Here is a 17029-nt window from a genome sequence, read left to right on the forward strand (position 1 = left end):
TTTTCTTTTAATCCTTTTATTCAGAATACTCGGAAAGTGACAGAAGAGGGATAATTGAAAAAAGTAAGCTTATCTTAAACTCTCACGATGGGGCAGGTATAATGTTGCTTTCTGGTTTGAAAGCTTATAAATACAAAATTATGAAGTCTCTCAATTAACAATTTCTACAACTATAAATAAGGTTAGCGATCGCACGAAGTAATTTAGCTGGCTCCACTGGTTTGGTGATATGCTGCCCAAATCCGGCGGCAATTGCCTGTTGATAATCAACCTCACCAGCATAAGCTGTAAGGGCGATCGCGGGAATTTTTCCTCCAAGTTCTGCTGACATAGCTCTAATCTGACGAATCAGCATATAGCCGTCTACTTCTGGCATTCCAATGTCGCTTAACAGCAAATTTGGCTGGAACTGAGGCATAATTCGTAGTGCTTCCATCGCAGATGCTGCCTGGATTACTACCGCGCCAGATTGCTCCAAAATGAAAGCAATTAACTCTCGTGTATCCCGCTCATCATCCACAAGCAGAACTTTCAACCCCTTGAAATCGGGCAAATTATCAGCTTGAGAGGCTATCTGATGGCTATTTAGATCGATCTGGATGAGCGGTAGCATGACTGTAAAGGTTGCTCCCTGTTCTTCACCCAAACTTTCTGCCTTAATTGTACCACCGTGTAGCTCAATAATGTGACGAACAATAGCTAATCCTAAGCCCAGTCCGCCGAATTTTCTAGTAGTTGCGCCATCAGCTTGTCGAAAGTAGTCAAAAACGAATGGTAAAAAGTCAGGGCTAATTCCCTTACCTGTATCACTGACTCGCAATTGAACTTGAGAACCAACAGACTCTAAACTGATTTCTATTTCTCCACCTTGGGGTGTAAACTTAATAGCATTGGAAACTAGATTCCAGATAACTTGCTGCAAGCGATTAGAATCACCTGTAACTAAAAATTTAGAATTTGAAGTTTGGCATTTTAAAGTGTTAGGTTGCTGATTAAAATCGATAGAGTTTAAATTTCTTTGAGAATTTTCTAATCCAAAATCCTTCGATGGTTCCTGAGTCTTGTCCTTCGCGTAGCGTCCCGCAGGTAAGGACTGAGTGCTTGCGTCGAAGTCTAAAATTGTAAATTGCAAATCGATCGATTTGGCTTCAGCGGCTAGACGTACAGTTTCCATTGCTGCGGCGATCGCAGTTTCTAAATTCACATGAGCAATATTCAGACTCAGCTTACCTTGGAGAATGCGAGAGACATCGAGTAAATCTTCGATTAATTGGGTTTGCAGCTTGGCATTGCGCTCAATGGTTTCGAGAGCGCGAGTAGTGGTTTCTTCATCATACTTTTTCGTTTGTAGTAATTTCGACCATCCCAAAATCGGGTTTAGCGGCGTGCGAAGTTCGTGGGAAAGCACTGCCAAAAACTCATCTTTGATTCGATTAGCTTGGATTAATTCTTCTTTCCGTCGCTGTAACGAAGCCATTAACTGAGCGCGTTCCAGAGCAACCGCCACCTGATCGGAAGTTGCTTGTAATAAAGCTATTTCCCCAGAAGTGAAATTGGTACGGGTGCGACTGGCAAAGCAGAGGACACCAAGCAGCTTTCCTTGAGCAATTAACGGTTGACCTGCATAGGCTGTAACTCCTAAAGCATGGAGGATATTGGCATGGGGATGGGTAGAGTGCGGCACATTATTGACGACAATTTGACGGCGTTCTTGCACCACTAATCCGCATATCCCTTGATTAAATTCCAGGTATTCAATTGCTTGAAATACTTCATCAGTAATGCCGTTCCAAGCTACTAACCGAAGTTTCTGCTTATTTTCGTGTGTATCGATTAAATAGTGAAAGTAACAGTGCAAATCCATTTGCGCTGAGAGTTTGCTAAACAAGCTGTTCATTAGATCCAAAGGGCGCTCGGTTGAAAGCAAATCACTGGTCGTTTCCGAAAGCAGTTTAAGTCTTTCACTGCGTTCTTGTAAGGCTTGTTCTGCAAGCTGACGTTCGCGAAGGGCGCGTTCGCGTTCGGTAATGTCAATTGCAACCCCTCCTACCAAACGTTGACCAGAGGCATCGGCAATGGGAAACTTATAAACAAAAAATTCGCCAAGGGTGCCATCTGTGCGTGGGGCAGACTCAATCGTTTGAACAACCTGATTCCTTTCGGCAACTATTCTAATGTTATCGAGGAGGGGTTGAGCAATTTGGACTGGGTATAGGTCAAAAATGTTTTTATCGATCGCCTTATTTGTTGCTACATTGAATGTGCTCAAATAAGTTGGACTGAGATAAAGTACGCGTCCGTATGCATTCGTAATCCATGCGGCGGCAGGAATATTATCCATAAAAGCTTGAAATTGCTCTTGGCTCTGACTCAGTGCTTTTTTAGCTTGTTTGAGATCGCTAATATCCAGAATGAATGCGATTGATTTATGCCGAGATTCTCCTAAAAGGGAGTAGCCAACTACAACTGGGACGCTGGAACCATCTTTGCGTATAAATTCCTTCTCATAAGGAGTACAGGTTCCCTTAGCTATTGCTTCGGCAATAGCTAGTTCGTCTAAATATTGATACTCAGATGGCGTGATATCAGCCCAGCTTAATCTACCTGCTTGGATATCCTCTTGGGTATAGCCGACAATTCGCAAAAACTCGTCGTTGGCTTCAGTGATGCTACCATTCACATCACCAAAGAGAATGCCAACTATATTTGCTTTCACAAAACTCCTGAGCCGTTCCTCCCTTGCTTGGATTGCTGCTTCTACCTGTTTGCGTTCGCTGATATCTGTAGTGCTGCCAACTAAACGTACTGGCTTTCCATCAACATCCCGTTGCACCACTATCCCCTGATCTAATACATAGATATACTGATTGTTTTTGTTGCGAATTCGGTATTCGGCAGCATAGCGATCGCTATTTCCCAAAGCAAGTATCGCCTCTTGTACGCTTGGCAAATCTTCTGGATGAACAAGCTCACACCACCAATTACCAGTTGCTTCAGCTTCTGCGAGGGAATAGCCCAAAATTCGAGTTAACCCATCAGTTCTTTCAACGCTATCTTGTTCTATATTCCAGTCATAAATCAGACAATTGACCGCAGATGCGGCTAACTCAAACCGCTCGTTCGCTAATCTCAGACGCTCCTCTTTCTGTCGCAAAGTTCGTTCTACTTGTTTGCGTTCAGTGATGTCGCGAAAGAAAATGTCAAGACCATCTTCACTGGGATAGGCGTGAATCTCTAGCCACAAGTCATATTTGGATGGTAAGTAGTAGTGATACTCGAAATGGACGGGAATTTGCTCTGCCATCGCCCGCCGATAATTTAGCTCCAAATTTGTGCCTAACGATATCGGCCACTCCTCCCAGTGCGACTTACCAATGACCTCTGTCCGGGGTCTACCGTTAATTCGCTCTGCTTGGGTATTTTGGTAGATGATTCGCCAATCTCGGTCTAGAGTCATAAATGCATCACTCATGTTTTCTAGAGTGCGTGTGTTCCGCTGATTGGCTTGCTGTAATGCCGCTTCTGCTTGTTTGCGTTCGCGTAGCGCAGCTTGCTGTTCGCTCAAATCAACAACAAAGGCAATGACCGTTTCTTGAGTGTCTCCCAGCATTACAGAACCGAGCAGAACCGGAATGCGATCGCCATTTTTACGAATGTATTCTTTTTCAAAAGGCTTACATATTCCAGTAGTTTTTACTTCTTCCACCGAACGTTCGCTCAAAAGAAGATACTCCGGTGGGGTAATCTCGCGCCAGTTTATTTGGTTAGCAGAGAAATCTTCTTGCGTATAGCCGATCATCTTCAGAAAAGCATCATTGGCTTCGACGATGCAGCCGTTGTTCATATTAGTTACGATTACCCCAATGATGTTGGATTCTGCCAATCGGCTAAACCGCATTTCGCTATTTTGCAACAATTTGAGGCTTGTCTCTGCTTTGCGTCTAGCAGTTCGCAACTCTGAAGAAAGCGCAGTAATTAAGAAGGATACTAGTGAGAATGTGGTTAATCGTACCAGGACTTTCAGGCTGAGAAAATCGAAGGAGTAGACTGGATCGATTAAAAAATAGAGCGCAGTTGTCACAGATAAAGCGATCGCTAGCACTCCTAGTCTCATACCACCATACCAGGCGCTAACTGCCACAACAGCATAAAATAATGTAAATACGCTCGGATCGAAAACTGGCAGTAACACTTTTGTCAACAGGATTGCCGTCATGACTGCCAGAATCATCACACTAAAAGCTATGAACCGAGAACGCATCATCAAAATTTTTTCAGGTACTTTCACCATCATCTTAAGAGTCCTCCCGTTGCTCCGATTTTGGGAGATACTCGTTTGCTAGTCTTTTGTCTGCTTTGCCCATCTTCTCTAACATTTCTTCAATCAGCTTTAGTGCCATCTGTGAAGGCACTGTAGCTCCGTTCTCCCAACGATTGATTGTTCGTAGGGAAACTCCTAACTTAGCTGCAAACTTTTCTTGAGAGAGATCGAGTTGCTGCCGAAGTTGACGGATGAAATCTGAAATTTTGAGTGGCTTTTCTAGTTCCATAGTAGGAAGAGTAAGACAGATGTCTCGCCATTCGTCTCCAGCTTGAGGAAGAATTTAAATAATCATTAGTCGTTATCAATTTCATCTTTTGGCGAAACATCAAAATTCAGTTATCGTCTTCACGGCTTAGTGTTTAGTGTAGAAGGTATATCTAAAATAAACATTAAGTTTTGCTTGGTATGGGATAGCAAGATAGTATTATCTAAGGCAATTTGACTAAATAATTATTAGCGCTCGCACACAGCCAAACAATTGCTAGTGCGCCACACTTTCATGATTCATATTTAAATTAATTTGTTATATATAAAGTTAATTTTGTACTTGATAAAAGCTTTTTTATCTCGCTAATTTAGTAACTACAGCAGTTTACAACTTCTCTACGAACGCGAACAGCATGTCGCAGACAGAGGCTACACCAAGGTGAGTACAGATAATTGTATGGTAAAACATGTTGTTATCTCTACTTTTGTACTGCATTCAACCAAACTAGGTTGTCAATCTAAAATAGATTCTAAAATATGTAGTTAGTTTTACTTCTATGGTCAGATGCCAGTCAAAAAATTAGAAAGTTACGATCCACTATTGATAAAACTTTTGCCTAATCCTCATCTTTAACTGTTTTGATTAATCAACACTCCGAAAACTTATTAAACAGTCAACAGGAAAATTCACCAGATGAAGGCTATATATTTAACTGGTTTGATTGGTTTTGTCTTTGGTATCCTCCAGGGTGGTTAATTTTATTCAACCGCCATTGGCAGCACTATCACACAGATCCAGATGGTTGGAATTGGCTAGAATATGGATTATTTTTAATTCCTGGCGGATTTTATCTAGCATTGCTGAGTCGCTGGTTGCGTCTGGGTTTTCGTTCACCTCGAAAAGAAGTTGGTGAATTCGCTCCTAAATATCAACAAGCTTTTGGCAAAGAAATTCTGGCCCCTATCGTTAGATACTATTTTCGGGGAGAGTTGCAACAAGTTGAAAACTTGCCGCCAACAGGGCCATTGATTGTGGCAATGAATCATGCCGGGATGTGTTTCCCTTGGGACTTTTTAACCTTGGCTTATTTATTAAGTGAAGCCAAAGAATGGGTAGTGCAACCCATCGCCAATCCAGTATTATTTGAGCATCCTTGGATGATTTGGTGGCTACCACCTCAATGGTCGCAGGTTTTAGGTGGTGTGCGAGCCGAATTAGATGATTTTGAGGGGGCGCTTGCTGAAGGTAAAATTCTTTTATATGCACCCGAAGGTGTTCGCGGGCCTTTGAAAGGTTGGAGAAGACGCTATCAACTAGAAAAGTTTGATGTGAGCTTTATTCAGTTGAGCGATCGCTATCATATTCCCATTCTGCCAGTAGTTTGCATCGGCAGTGAATCTCTGCATCCTTGGGCCGTTAATTTCACCAAGTTACAACGACTAGTCAAACTACCATTCTTACCTTTGTCGCTTTTGATGTTTGCCTTACTTCTGTTTCCCTCAATGGGAATTTGGGCAATGAGAACTCGTTTGCGTTACTTTATTCAACCTTTGGAATTAGTAGAATTGCACAACCACTCAAACAAAAGGCGTGCAGTAACCTATCAACAAGCACAACAACTACGAGAAAAACTGCAACTCAAAATTAATCATTTTTTGGGTAAATCTTAATATTATAAGCTAAAAATTGTTGATTATAACAGGTTTACAATGTCGTTAAATTCAATGATAACTGCTGTAACACCAATTTTGTATGAAGATGCGCTAAACCATATTTAAGTACAAGACAGAAGAAAGAGAAACAAACCGCATTCGCGCAGCATCTCGTCAGAGAAGGACGCCAAGGACACAAAGTAAAGAAAGAAAGAAGTTAAAAGGGTTTGGCGCAGCCTCACAAAGAAATGGTATAAGTTTGTAGTGCATTTCTGGAACTTGAGACGCTGATGGCTGTTGTGAATGCGATCGCCACTATACTGTTGACTAAGCCGAAATAGAGAAAATCATTGCAAACATTGGTAATCCTGTATGGAGGTGTGGTTAGGAATAAAGTTGTTATTTCTACCACAGCTTGTCCGTTTATTAGCAACGCAACCTGTTTTGTTACCAATGCTTATCCGTTAGTAACGACACTTATACGTTCGTTACCAACACAACCGATTTTGTTACCAATGCTTATTCGTTAGTAACGACACTTATGCGTTCGTTACCAACACTTATCTATTTGTGGCAAATGCTGATGTTGTCGTTTTCCGTCAACCCTTATGGAAGATTCCGAAATTTTTCTTGGGTTTAGTAAAAAAGATATGGGTGCGAATAATCGGCTTCGTATCTGGAAGGGAATTTCACAAATTATGATGCCTGTAGATTTATCCCTCGACAACAAACTTCGACAGGAATTAAAGTTGCAAAGACTGAGAAATATCAATGATTCTCCTAAACAATTAACCAAATCTTTGTGAGTCGAAACAGCCGCTAAACTGACTCCACTGAGGAAGCACCAAAACGATAGCCTTTGCCGTAGACTGTGTGAATCAGCGCAGTTTCTTTACCTACCTCAATCTTACGGCGCAGCAAACGAATTAATGCCGCTATCACATTACTACTAGGTTCTTCTTCTTGCCACAAATTTTGCATAATCTGGGCATGAGTTAAAAGTTGTCCAGTGTGTTCCATAAAGTATTGCAACAACTGGCTTTCCTTTTGCGATAGCTCAATTATTCGTCCTTGGCGATAGGCTACTTGATTTTCACAATCGAGTTCTAAATCAGCAACAGTAAGTCGTCCGGTGCTAGTCTCATAAGTTTGAGTACCGGAACGACGCAATAAAGCACGGACTCTTGCTAATAACTCCCGCAGTTCAAAAGGTTTAACCAAATAGTCGTCCGCACCAGCATCTAAACCTTGTACGCGGTCATCAAGAGTATCTTTAGCCGTAAGGAACAATACGGGAGTGGTTTTGCTTTGGCGGCGCAATTCCTGACAAATCTCTAACCCCGTTTTTCCTGGCAGCATCCAATCTAAAATAAGTAGGTCATAACTGCCTGCCCGTGCAAGTTCGCTGCCAGATGTCCCATCATAAACGGCATCTACGGCATAACCTTCACGAGTTAACAAGCGGCTCAAAGGTTGAGTTAGTTCAACTTCATCATCAACTAATAAAATTCTCATGCTGCTTGTGGTAAGCATATAGAGATATTCTCAATATTATTCAACTGCCAAGACGCTAAGGATACCAATAACAAAAATGCTGACTGTTGCATTGCCAAAAGGGGAACTACTTAAAAATAGCATCCGCTTGCTACAAGCTGTCGGATTAGATTTTAGTGCTTTTTTAGATTCAGGAACTCGCCAACTTCAAATTCCTGATACTAAAGGAGTTGCAAAAGCTTTACTGGTACGGGCGCAAGATGTGCCCGTTTATGTGGAATATGGTCAAGCACAACTAGGGGTTGTTGGTTATGATGTGCTGCAGGAGAAGCAGCCGCAAGTTGCTCACTTGGTAGATTTGCAGTTTGGTCATTGTCGGATGTCAGTGGCGGTAAAAGAATCAAGTGCTTACCGATCGCCTTTAGATTTACCACCGCATGGTAGAGTTGCTTCAAAATATGTCAATTGCGCTCGTGAATATTTCCATAGTCTGGATTTACCTGTAGAAATAGTGCCATTGTATGGTTCAGTAGAGCTAGGCCCAATTACTGGAATGTCAGAAGCGATCGTAGATTTGGTTTCTACAGGGCGGACTTTACGCGAAAATGGTTTGATTGAAATTGCTAGTCTGTATGAAAGCACGGCGCGATTGATTGCTCATCCTCTGAGTTACCGTCTGAATACAGGTAATCTGAGTGATGTGATTGACAAGCTGCGCGAGGCCGTTTTGGTAGAGGTTTAATAAGCTAAAAATCTTTTAATTTGCATCTTCCAAAAAAATAAATCTCTTGTGAGGTGGGCATCTTGCCCGCCCTAGTTGTGCAAATTAAAGCAAGGGCAGCTTATCATTTGTAATTTGTAATAACGCTTCTTTAGATGCTCGTTCCTAACATCCTTGGGTAAAGACGCGATGAATCGCGTCTCTACAAATGGTCTATTTGTCGCATTCTTTTTTAAAATTGATATAACTTCTGGCTAGAGACTAGGTTTTAAAAGCCCTTATCTTTTGTTGCATAAAACGCGTAGAAACTCATCACATACAAAGATTAAATTTTTTATTTAACCTCTCAGCTAATGTAATCAAAGTTATATTGATATTATTTTTGCAGACAAAGTAATATTTTTTTGAGCGTTAAAATTGGATGCGATCGCCAAGAATTTAAACAGTATTCTTTTTAAATAATGTTGATAATAAAAAGCCATTTATAATTATTCTTAACACGTAATCTGATAATATTTAGTCAAAAAAAGTAGGTGAAAAGATGTTTCAAGCTACTCGCCGCCGTCTTGCAATTTGGTACACTGCGGTCACTGCTGTATTACTGCTACTGTTTGCCAGTGGCGTTTATTTATACTTCCGTACTACACTGATTGAGCGGATTGATGACACACTTAACCATGTAGTGGAAATAGTAGAGCGTTGTCTCACAAGCAGTGGTTGTGCATCTACACTAATATTTGAGCCAATTAATACTGATGCAGATAAATTTCGCATTAATGTAGAAGCCAGTTTTGGTAATAATACCGACGCTGTAGAAGATGACCACATTGATTTAGAATGGTTTAGTCCAACTGGTAAATTACTTTGGTCAACGCTATCTGAACCCCTAAATATTCCCATTCGTGTCAATCGCACTGGTGAAACTGTACGCGTAGTCAAAGCAGAGAGTGAAAATTCAAAATTCAAAATTCCTAACTCCCCACTCTTATTACGACAAGTCACCCAACGCGTAGAAGTGAAACGCCAAGTATTAGGATATCTGCGCGTTAGTCATCCTTGGTTTGAAGTTACTAAACCTAGTCGCCAGTTAATTTTTGATTTGGCATTAGGTATTGGGTTAATGTTGCTTTCTGTAGGTGCAAGTGGTTGGTTTCTTTCGGGTAAAGCGATGGAACCGGTGGGTGAATCTTATCAACGTCTTAAACAATTCACTGCTGATGCTTCCCACGAACTGAGAAGTCCGATTACTTTGATTCAAACTAATGTGCAAGTTGCGCTTGCTGACTTGGATTTAGCAGAGACAGAAACGACTACTTCTTTGCAATATCGACAACAGTTAAAAGTGGTGGAACGATTAACGCAGCGTTTGGGTAAGTTAGTCAATGACTTACTCTTCCTAGCACGACAGGATAGTGGTATTAGCAAAGATACTTTTTCACCTTGTCCGTTGGACGCTTTGCTAATAGAGGTGGTTGAAGAACAACAATTGTTAATCCCTGAGAAAGAAATCGCCCTTTCTCTAGACTTAGTTGACCCTCCTATCTCTGAAACTAGCCCCGAATTACTGGAGAATTGGTTCACTCTTGTAGGTAATTGGGATCAATTGGTGCGACTATTCACAAATTTAATTGCTAACGCTTTGCATTACACTCCAGCAGGTGGACGAGTGAAAGTGGAATTGGCGCGGATAGAAGGAATAAATCGTGTTTCTGGACTACGTAACACCAGTGCCCAGTTACAAGTTAAAGTGAGTGATACCGGAGTTGGAATTCCAGCCGAAGCCCTACCACGCTTATTTGACCGCTTTTATCGAGTAGATCCGGCACGTACTCATAGGGCGGGGAATACAGCCACAGCCAGCGCTACAGGTTCAGGATTGGGATTAGCGATCGCTCAAGCTATTGTCGAACATCATCACGGTTATATTCAAGTTGAAAGTACCCAAGGCATTGGCACTACCTTCACTATCACTTTGCCAATAACTTTTGAGTATTAATTTGCTAATAAATTTTTATTTCTTGTGATAGATGTAAAATTTTAATTTATTCAAATTGACTTTAGTTATTAGCGCGAAAATTTATTTTTTAGCAGTATATTGAATTAGACTATTACACAAAGTGCTTAATGACAATGATTAAGACTTTAAATCTTGAGAATGAAATATTTTCATTTTTTTTAGATAATTTTCGTATCCTTAGCTAGATGCGATAAATCGAGTAGTTTGTTAAAAACTTAAATATACTCAACGACCGATAAAACCTAATTTAATTTCCGGTTGGAGAAATTCTTTGTAACAAAAATTGAACTTTTTTTTAGGAGTTAAGAACAAATATGAAGTCTCAAAATTTCCGCAAGTCTGGCAAGTTATTTGGCGCTCTTTGTGGGGGGTTGCTAAGTAGTCTGCCAGCAATTCCTCAAGCATTAGCACAAGAATCTACTGTTAAGGTTAACCCAAGTCCTAGCATTTTTAGCGAACCACCCTACAACCGCTCTCAAGCTCCCGGATCGCCGGAATCAGGTGTCACACCACCTCGCCCAATTCCTCCGGCTGAAGGGCAAGTGTCTCCCGTACCACCACGCCCAATTCCTCCGGCTGAAGGGCAAGTGTCTCCCGTACCACCACGCCCAATTCCTGGCGATCGAACTCAACAGCCTTCACCACCTGCGGTTTCCAATGACCAACAACCACTGGTAGAACCACGGCAAACCCCCAGTGCGACGATCGCACTCACTAATGGTATGGTTAATATCAGGTTGGTGAATAATACTGCGGCTAAGATAACTTTCCAAGTGATTGGCGATACGGCACCGCGATCGCTAGAAGGTAAGTCAGATGTAACGCTGCAAGCTTTAAAAGCACCAGTAACAGTAACATTTGAACGACAAGATAGCGGACAGTTAATAGTGACTCCACAAGCTTCTTTAGAACCTGGAAGCTTGGAAGTTACATTTAAGGAAGCCACCAATGCAACACAGGGCAGAAGTGCTATGAGAATTGAACGAAACGGTTCAGTGTTCTTGAATTAGTAGAGCTAAGGCGTGGGTTAACTTATACAAAAGTGTAGGGGCAATTCATGAATTGCCCCTACTTTCAATAATGCAAAAGATTTTCGGAGTTTTACTGCTACTTTCGCTGAAGCATTTTAGTTAATTGATCCCGCAATTGCACTTCTTGCCTGCTATCTTGCAATGTCCGCGCCAGTATAATTGCCCTTTCGTAAAAATTGCGGGCAGTTAGGTAGTTACCTTGTTGTTTATATAACTGGGCATAAGATTCAAAAGATTTTAATTCTTCGCGTAAATTTTGTAATTCTTTAGCGAGTGCTAAACGTTGTTCTAGTAAGTCAAAAGCGCGTTCGTAACGTCCGACAGCAGTGTGAGCCGTAACTAAACCGTCAATTGCCCGTAATTGATTAGTGCGATCGCGATTGGTTTTAGCTGTCCCCATTGCTTCACCATAACTAGCAATGGTATCTTGATAATTTCCAGATCCTAAATAAGCGTCTCCTAAATTATTCAAGGTATTTGCTTCACCGATGGCATCGCCAGTCTGACGGCGGAAAATTAAAGCATTTTCGTACAGTTTAATCGCCTTGTTATAATCTCCCAACCTGGCACTTACCAAGCCCAAATTACTCAAAGACAGTCCTTCACCTTCAATATTTTTCACCCCGTGAGCAATTGCGAGTGCATCTTCAATTGTTTCACCAGCAGCAGCAAATTCGCCTTTTTGCAGCAGAAATGTACCGATATTATTCAGCACAAAAATCTGAGATTGCAAGTCTTTAGTATCACGAGCGATCGCTAATCCTCTTCTGAAAGCATCTTCTGCCTCTTTTGAACTACCAAGCTGCACATAAGCCTTAGCAAGCAAATCGTATGTCAAACCTTGTGCTTTCAGGTCGCCAATGGAATGATATAGTTCTAATGCTCGCAAACAAGACGCAATTGTTTTGTCGGCATGTCCTGAAGCGTATTCTTGTTGACCAATACGCAGCAAACCGTCTGCTTCATCTCTTGATTGTCGCCCAACGGAATTATTTAAAGGGCGATGAAGTTGTTCGGAAATATCAAGCGCACCCGCTACAGGACTCAGCAAAAAAGCAAACAGTAAAAAGCTGTGTAAAAGTACCTGGGGACAAGAAATCGCACCTACACAAATTAAGCCTACCTTTTGGCAGGGAAATACAAGCCGTTGTTTCATAAAAATTACCCGTAAAGTTGCGGGTTTAAGTAGAAGGTCTAAGAAAAAGTTTTAAGTTTTAAAAATGAAGACAAGTAATATACGCATTTCTACTTAAGTTCTGATTGAGCTAAATCTTCTCCAAAGTATATAGCACGAATATCTGTGGGCAATTTGTCCTCTAGCATACGATAGCCTTCTTGTAGAAAATTGGCTACTTCATGAGGAGCGATCGCTTCTCCTTCAGCTTGTAGATAAGCAGCGATTCTAGTTTCACTCCAGTGGAAAGTTTGAGCCATTAATACAATTAATCGTAAAATTGGTGGTAATTGGTCTAATGCCTGTTGTACATAGCACCATAGCGGCGGTGAAGTCGTTTGCAGAGAATAATGAATTGCTTCTGTGGGTGGTAGTTTAATCTCATTTATACAGAAAGCTGTCATATTAATTAACCAATTCTGCATGGTTAAAGCTTCCTCACCTGATTCCGAGTCAGTTAACTTGAGTCCACCGAGTTCGTAATAAATATGTCGCCACGTCAGGGCAAACAGATAATCTGCCTGCACAGGCGATCGCGCCGAATGCCGAATTAAGGTGTAGACTATGGGGCTATAACGGCAAAAAATCACCGTAAAGTACTTTCCGGCATCTGGATAGCGCTGAAACAGAGTCAGTAATTCATGGTCACTGTGATGGAACAGCGACTTCACCAGTGGGTGATTAGCTTCGGGAAAATGAGGAATTTGCACAAGTCTTGGAGTTGATAATTGTTAAAATAGTTCTGGGAATTGCACTCCCCTAGTTAATCGCATAATATCTTGGTGTTGCTCAGTTTGTAGATGAGATTCAGACTAGTTGAGTATTGATAAACTAGAAACAAGGACTTAATTTTAGTCTTAATCGACAATCATAAAATCAACTCTCTTAAAGAATCCTTATTTGTTCATGGTTATAGTAGTTAGTGTGGTATCATTCTTGCTCAGTCCCCTTACTTTAGGCTCCTTTCTGCCTTCCCTGCCCTTAGATAGCCTGTTCTCCACCCAAGGCATTATGGTGATGCTGCTAGCAGCTTACGCTGGTGCTATGTGGATGTTTCTCACTAGTGCCCCAAAAGTACACACTGTAATGGTGTCAGATTTGGAGATTGCCCGACAGTTGTATGAAGGACTGCTAGATTTGCCAGCAGCAGAGGTGCCATTGCACTACTACTACAACTACGAACAAACTATAGGCGCAACTGGCATCGATCCGTTATATATGTCTACTGGGCCGAGCTTGTCTAGCAAAATGATGAATAATGCCAACGATGGGCTGTGGTATCAATTGAAGAAAAATACCCAGCTACACGTCATTACTGGTGCAAGTTTAGGTAGCAAAAATCAGCAACGCCACGTTTGTTTTGACCACGACTGCCTGGAAATGATTTTAATGCGAGTCGAAATGCGCGGTTTGAAATTAAAGATTCGTAACCACAAACCCCTGAACTTTTTAGTCAAGGACTATGAAGGGCGAGTGATTGAGGTGGCTGAGGTAGCGAATTAGTAGTTAATGATTAGATTATTTTAGGTTGGGTGGAGCGAGCGCTCCACCCAATATTTTTGGAATTTAGATTTTAGATTTTAGATTGACTCCCGGCTTTACTCCTAACTAATATCCCATTTCGACCCAGGCTAAAATAGGTAAATCCCCTAACTGAGATAATTTATGAACCAGCCGATATCTGAGAGAGTGCGCTGGACTACCGCCGACTTAGAGTTGTTTCCAGATAACGGGAATCGCTATGAAATTATTGACGGAGAATTATTTGTGACCAGAGCGCCCCACTGGAATCATCAAAAAACGTGTGTCAGAATTATTACTCCATTGCATATTTGGTCACAAGCTACTTCTTTGGGACAGGTCGTACCTGCTCCAGGAATAATTTTTGGCGATAATGATAATGTTATTCCCGATGTTGTCTGGGCTAGCAACGAGAGATTACCTCTACTTTTAGACGAGGCAGGGCATTTAATTGGTGCGCCAGAACTGGTTGTAGAGGTACTATCTGCTGGTATTGAAAATGAAAAACGGGACAGAGAACTAAAACTTAAGCTCTACTCATCACGAGGTGTCAGAGAATATTGGATTGTAGATTGGCGTAAGCAACAGGTGGAAGTATATCGACGCGAACAAGCGAGTTTAAAGTTAGTTGCTACGTTATTCAATGGTGATGAATTGAGTTCACCAATATTACCTAATTTTACTTCTGCGATCGCACAACTATTTAATTAATATAAAATTACGAATTAGTTAACTGTGCTGTAAAAATTCAACTTTGGGCAATAACGGGTCAGTCACAATACCCACACCGCTAAAACCCCAGCGTTTGAGCAAGTTCCCCAACTGTGTACGCGCAATAGATTCCACCGCAAAGCGATTTGCCACTTCTGCTGCGTGGGTGTTGAGATAGCTAAGGGCGTCAAAGTTTTCTTGAAACAGCAATAAATAACCCGATGTTTCAGCATCAGGACGAGCTATAAGATAATTCCCGTCAGTTTTTGAGCGCACCAAGTAATAGACATCGGACAACATGGAGATGAAGTTGTTGGGGAGAAAAAAGTTCTTCAAATAAAAAACATAGAGGAATATCGCACAACTTTAATTTCCGAATATCCCTCATTGCTTTAATATCTACAATGTAATGTGAAATAAATATTTATCCAAATTTGCCGCTGACGTAATCTCTGGTATCTTCCTGCTGAGGATTGTTGAAAATCACTTCTGTTGCATCATACTCTACCATATAGCCATTACGGGTTCCTGTTTCTGAAGTCCGAACATTAAAAAAGGCTGTCTTATCAGAAACACGCGCTGCTTGCTGCATGTTATGGGTGACAATGACAATAGTATATTGCTCTTTAAGTTCGTGAATCAGTTCTTCAACACGCAAGGTGGAAATGGGGTCAAGAGCGGAGCAAGGTTCATCCATCAGGATAATTTCAGGTTGTACTGCGATCGCACGAGCAATACATAATCGTTGTTGTTGTCCACCAGATAAAGACGAGCCACTTTGCTGTAGTTTATCTTTGACTTCATCCCACAAAGCTGCTTTTCTAAGACTGCTTTCTACTAATTCATCTAAATTACCTTTATAGCCGTTGATTTTGGCTCCAAAAGTAATATTGTCATAAATTGATTTGGGAAATGGGTTTGGTCTTTGAAACACCATCCCAATTCTCCGACGCACTTCTACAGGATCGATGTCGGATGCATACAAATTTTTATCGTAAAAAAGTATTTTACCTTCTGCCCGAAATGATTCAATTAGGTCATTGAGACGGTTATAGCATCGCAACAACGTACTTTTACCACAACCAGAAGGGCCGATAAAAGCAGTTACTTGATTTTTCGGTATATCTAGCCAAATATTCTGTAAGGCTAAAAACTTGCCATAGTAAACGTTGAGATTTTCAGTGCGTAAAACGGTTTCAGTGTCATTCACTGTCCTAGTATTGGTAGGCATAAATTAAATCTAGTGTTAGTTTAAGCGATGGGATATGCACTGTGGATGGTTTTACTAAGCTTTTTTGCGAGTTGCCCAACGAGCGATGATACTTGTGATTAGAACCATCAATACCAAAATTAAAGATGCTGCCCAAGCTAGAGATTGCCAATTTTTAAACGGAGAAATGGCATATTTGTAAACCAAGACAGCCAGAGAAGCTGTTGGTTGGAATAAACCATCTGGCCAAAAGTTAGAAAATAGAGCAGTAAATAGCAAAGGTGCGGTTTCTCCAGATGCTCTGGCGATCGCTAGCGTTGCCCCAGTTACAATAGCTGGTAAAGCTGCTGGTAAGACTACTTGACTTACAGTTTGAAAGTTAGTCGCTCCCAACCCTACAGAAGCTTGTCGCAAATCTTGCGATACTAACTGTAACGCTTCATCAGTAGTTCGCAGAATAATTGGCAACATCAAAATTGCCAGTGCAAACCCTCCAGCCAGAGCTGAATACGATCCTAAATTCAACTTTACCATTGTCAAAACTACAATCCCATAGGCAAATACCCCAGCAATAATGGAGGGGACTCCACTAAGGACGTTAGCTGCAAAACGCACCCATCTAGCTACTCTTGCCGAACTAAATTCTGTGATGTAAATCGCCCCTAAAACTCCAAAGGGAATACTAATCAAGGCAGCAATTCCTACCATCAGCAGTGTGCCTAAAATTGCATTACCAAAGCCTCCTCCTTTTTGGAGGGCTTTGGGTGGCAGTTCAACAAACACGGCTAAATTCAGACTGCTAAAGCCTTTAATAATCACGTAAGAAAGGACTGCTAGCAAAGGTAAAAGTGCCAATACTCCGCAGATAAATGCGACTACGGTCATCACTGTATTAAACAGTGTCCTTTGAGACATGGCGGAGCGAGTTAAACTGCGCTCTGGAAAATTAGAAGTCATAATTTAACC

Annotated in this window: 16 protein-coding genes; 7 read left to right on the top strand and 9 right to left on the bottom strand. The window is 41.3% G+C overall.

The window, feature by feature from the left end:
* Positions 1-154: 154 nt before the first annotated feature.
* Together RMX89_RS28675 and RMX89_RS28680 are read right to left on the bottom strand one after the other, a co-directional pair.
* Positions 155-4294: a PAS domain S-box protein gene (locus tag RMX89_RS28675; RefSeq protein ID WP_322691319.1), complete on the bottom strand. Its 4140-nt coding sequence runs from the start codon at positions 4292-4294 to the stop codon at positions 155-157.
* Between the two features lies 1 nt (position 4295).
* Positions 4296-4550 carry a helix-turn-helix transcriptional regulator gene (locus RMX89_RS28680; protein ID WP_322683950.1) on the bottom strand — a complete coding sequence of 85 codons (255 nt, stop codon included), beginning with the start codon at positions 4548-4550 and terminating at the stop codon, positions 4296-4298.
* A 620-nt stretch (positions 4551-5170) separates the two neighbouring features.
* Between RMX89_RS28680 and RMX89_RS28685 the strand changes: the two genes are divergently transcribed.
* Positions 5171-6202, top strand: a complete 1032-nt coding sequence (locus RMX89_RS28685; RefSeq protein WP_322683951.1) for a 1-acyl-sn-glycerol-3-phosphate acyltransferase — start codon at positions 5171-5173, stop codon at positions 6200-6202.
* A 220-nt stretch (positions 6203-6422) separates the two neighbouring features.
* Here the strand turns inward: RMX89_RS28685 and RMX89_RS28690 are convergent, their stop codons facing one another.
* Positions 6423-6638, bottom strand: a complete 216-nt coding sequence (locus RMX89_RS28690; protein ID WP_322691320.1) for a hypothetical protein — start codon at positions 6636-6638, stop codon at positions 6423-6425.
* A gap of 154 nt (positions 6639-6792) precedes the next feature.
* Here RMX89_RS28690 and RMX89_RS28695 point away from each other — a divergent pair, with 154 nt between their 5' ends.
* Complete coding sequence (locus RMX89_RS28695; RefSeq protein WP_322683953.1) at positions 6793-6990, top strand: hypothetical protein; 198 nt, start codon at positions 6793-6795, stop codon at positions 6988-6990.
* A gap of 13 nt (positions 6991-7003) precedes the next feature.
* Here RMX89_RS28695 and rppA read toward each other — a convergent pair whose 3' ends face one another.
* Positions 7004-7699 (bottom strand): two-component system response regulator RppA, encoded by a 696-nt coding sequence (rppA, locus tag RMX89_RS28700; RefSeq protein ID WP_322683986.1) that lies wholly within the window; start codon positions 7697-7699, stop codon positions 7004-7006.
* A 76-nt stretch (positions 7700-7775) separates the two neighbouring features.
* Between rppA and hisG the strand changes: the two genes are divergently transcribed.
* The 3 genes from hisG (at position 7776) to RMX89_RS28715 (ending at position 11426) form a co-directional block, all read left to right on the top strand.
* Positions 7776-8420 carry an ATP phosphoribosyltransferase gene (gene hisG / locus RMX89_RS28705; protein ID WP_322691321.1) on the top strand — a complete coding sequence of 215 codons (645 nt, stop codon included), beginning with the start codon at positions 7776-7778 and terminating at the stop codon, positions 8418-8420.
* 520 nt (positions 8421-8940) lie between these two features.
* Positions 8941-10395 (top strand): sensor histidine kinase, encoded by a 1455-nt coding sequence (locus RMX89_RS28710; RefSeq protein ID WP_322675284.1) that lies wholly within the window; start codon positions 8941-8943, stop codon positions 10393-10395.
* A 335-nt stretch (positions 10396-10730) separates the two neighbouring features.
* On the top strand, positions 10731-11426 hold the full coding sequence (locus RMX89_RS28715) for a hypothetical protein (protein WP_322691322.1): 696 nt from the start codon (positions 10731-10733) through the stop codon (positions 11424-11426).
* 97 nt (positions 11427-11523) lie between these two features.
* Here the strand turns inward: RMX89_RS28715 and RMX89_RS28720 are convergent, their stop codons facing one another.
* Positions 11524-12603: a tetratricopeptide repeat protein gene (locus RMX89_RS28720; protein WP_322691323.1), complete on the bottom strand. Its 1080-nt coding sequence runs from the start codon at positions 12601-12603 to the stop codon at positions 11524-11526.
* Between the two features lie 89 nt (positions 12604-12692).
* Complete coding sequence (locus tag RMX89_RS28725; RefSeq protein WP_322691324.1) at positions 12693-13331, bottom strand: sigma-70 family RNA polymerase sigma factor; 639 nt, start codon at positions 13329-13331, stop codon at positions 12693-12695.
* Positions 13332-13527: 196 nt separating this feature from the next.
* Between RMX89_RS28725 and RMX89_RS28730 the strand changes: the two genes are divergently transcribed.
* Positions 13528-14124, top strand: a complete 597-nt coding sequence (locus RMX89_RS28730; protein WP_322691325.1) for a glyoxalase-like domain protein — start codon at positions 13528-13530, stop codon at positions 14122-14124.
* Between the two features lie 162 nt (positions 14125-14286).
* Positions 14287-14853 carry a Uma2 family endonuclease gene (locus RMX89_RS28735; RefSeq protein WP_322691326.1) on the top strand — a complete coding sequence of 189 codons (567 nt, stop codon included), beginning with the start codon at positions 14287-14289 and terminating at the stop codon, positions 14851-14853.
* 18 nt (positions 14854-14871) lie between these two features.
* Here RMX89_RS28735 and RMX89_RS28740 read toward each other — a convergent pair whose 3' ends face one another.
* From RMX89_RS28740 to pstA, 3 genes are all read right to left on the bottom strand, one after another.
* Positions 14872-15153 carry a hypothetical protein gene (locus RMX89_RS28740; protein ID WP_094351110.1) on the bottom strand — a complete coding sequence of 94 codons (282 nt, stop codon included), beginning with the start codon at positions 15151-15153 and terminating at the stop codon, positions 14872-14874.
* Positions 15154-15277: 124 nt separating this feature from the next.
* On the bottom strand, positions 15278-16084 hold the full coding sequence (gene pstB, locus RMX89_RS28745; RefSeq protein WP_322675290.1) for a phosphate ABC transporter ATP-binding protein PstB: 807 nt from the start codon (positions 16082-16084) through the stop codon (positions 15278-15280).
* Between the two features lie 54 nt (positions 16085-16138).
* The gene (pstA, locus tag RMX89_RS28750) at positions 16139-17020 is read right to left on the bottom strand and encodes a phosphate ABC transporter permease PstA (protein ID WP_322691327.1); all 882 of its coding nucleotides are present in this window, start codon (positions 17018-17020) and stop codon (positions 16139-16141) included.
* Between the last annotated feature and the right edge of the window lie 9 nt (positions 17021-17029).

The sequence above is a fragment of the Nostoc sp. DedSLP04 genome (genome assembly GCF_034530775.1).
Taxonomy (GTDB): domain Bacteria; phylum Cyanobacteriota; class Cyanobacteriia; order Cyanobacteriales; family Nostocaceae; genus Nostoc.

Excerpts from the sequence above, each read along its gene's own strand:
- RMX89_RS28675 (WP_322691319.1), bottom strand. The coding sequence starts at position 4,294 with ATGATGGTGAAAGTACCTGAAAAAATTTTGATGATGCGTTCTCGGTTC.
- RMX89_RS28680 (WP_322683950.1), bottom strand. The coding sequence starts at position 4,550 with ATGGAACTAGAAAAGCCACTCAAAATTTCAGATTTCATCCGTCAACTT.
- RMX89_RS28695 (WP_322683953.1), top strand. The coding sequence starts at position 6,793 with ATGGAAGATTCCGAAATTTTTCTTGGGTTTAGTAAAAAAGATATGGGT.
- rppA (WP_322683986.1), bottom strand. The coding sequence starts at position 7,699 with ATGAGAATTTTATTAGTTGATGATGAAGTTGAACTAACTCAACCTTTG.
- hisG (WP_322691321.1), top strand. The coding sequence starts at position 7,776 with ATGCTGACTGTTGCATTGCCAAAAGGGGAACTACTTAAAAATAGCATC.
- RMX89_RS28710 (WP_322675284.1), top strand. The coding sequence starts at position 8,941 with ATGTTTCAAGCTACTCGCCGCCGTCTTGCAATTTGGTACACTGCGGTC.
- RMX89_RS28715 (WP_322691322.1), top strand. The coding sequence starts at position 10,731 with ATGAAGTCTCAAAATTTCCGCAAGTCTGGCAAGTTATTTGGCGCTCTT.
- RMX89_RS28720 (WP_322691323.1), bottom strand. The coding sequence starts at position 12,603 with ATGAAACAACGGCTTGTATTTCCCTGCCAAAAGGTAGGCTTAATTTGT.
- RMX89_RS28730 (WP_322691325.1), top strand. The coding sequence starts at position 13,528 with ATGGTTATAGTAGTTAGTGTGGTATCATTCTTGCTCAGTCCCCTTACT.
- RMX89_RS28735 (WP_322691326.1), top strand. The coding sequence starts at position 14,287 with ATGAACCAGCCGATATCTGAGAGAGTGCGCTGGACTACCGCCGACTTA.
- RMX89_RS28740 (WP_094351110.1), bottom strand. The coding sequence starts at position 15,153 with ATGTTGTCCGATGTCTATTACTTGGTGCGCTCAAAAACTGACGGGAAT.
- pstB (WP_322675290.1), bottom strand. The coding sequence starts at position 16,084 with ATGCCTACCAATACTAGGACAGTGAATGACACTGAAACCGTTTTACGC.
- pstA (WP_322691327.1), bottom strand. The coding sequence starts at position 17,020 with ATGACTTCTAATTTTCCAGAGCGCAGTTTAACTCGCTCCGCCATGTCT.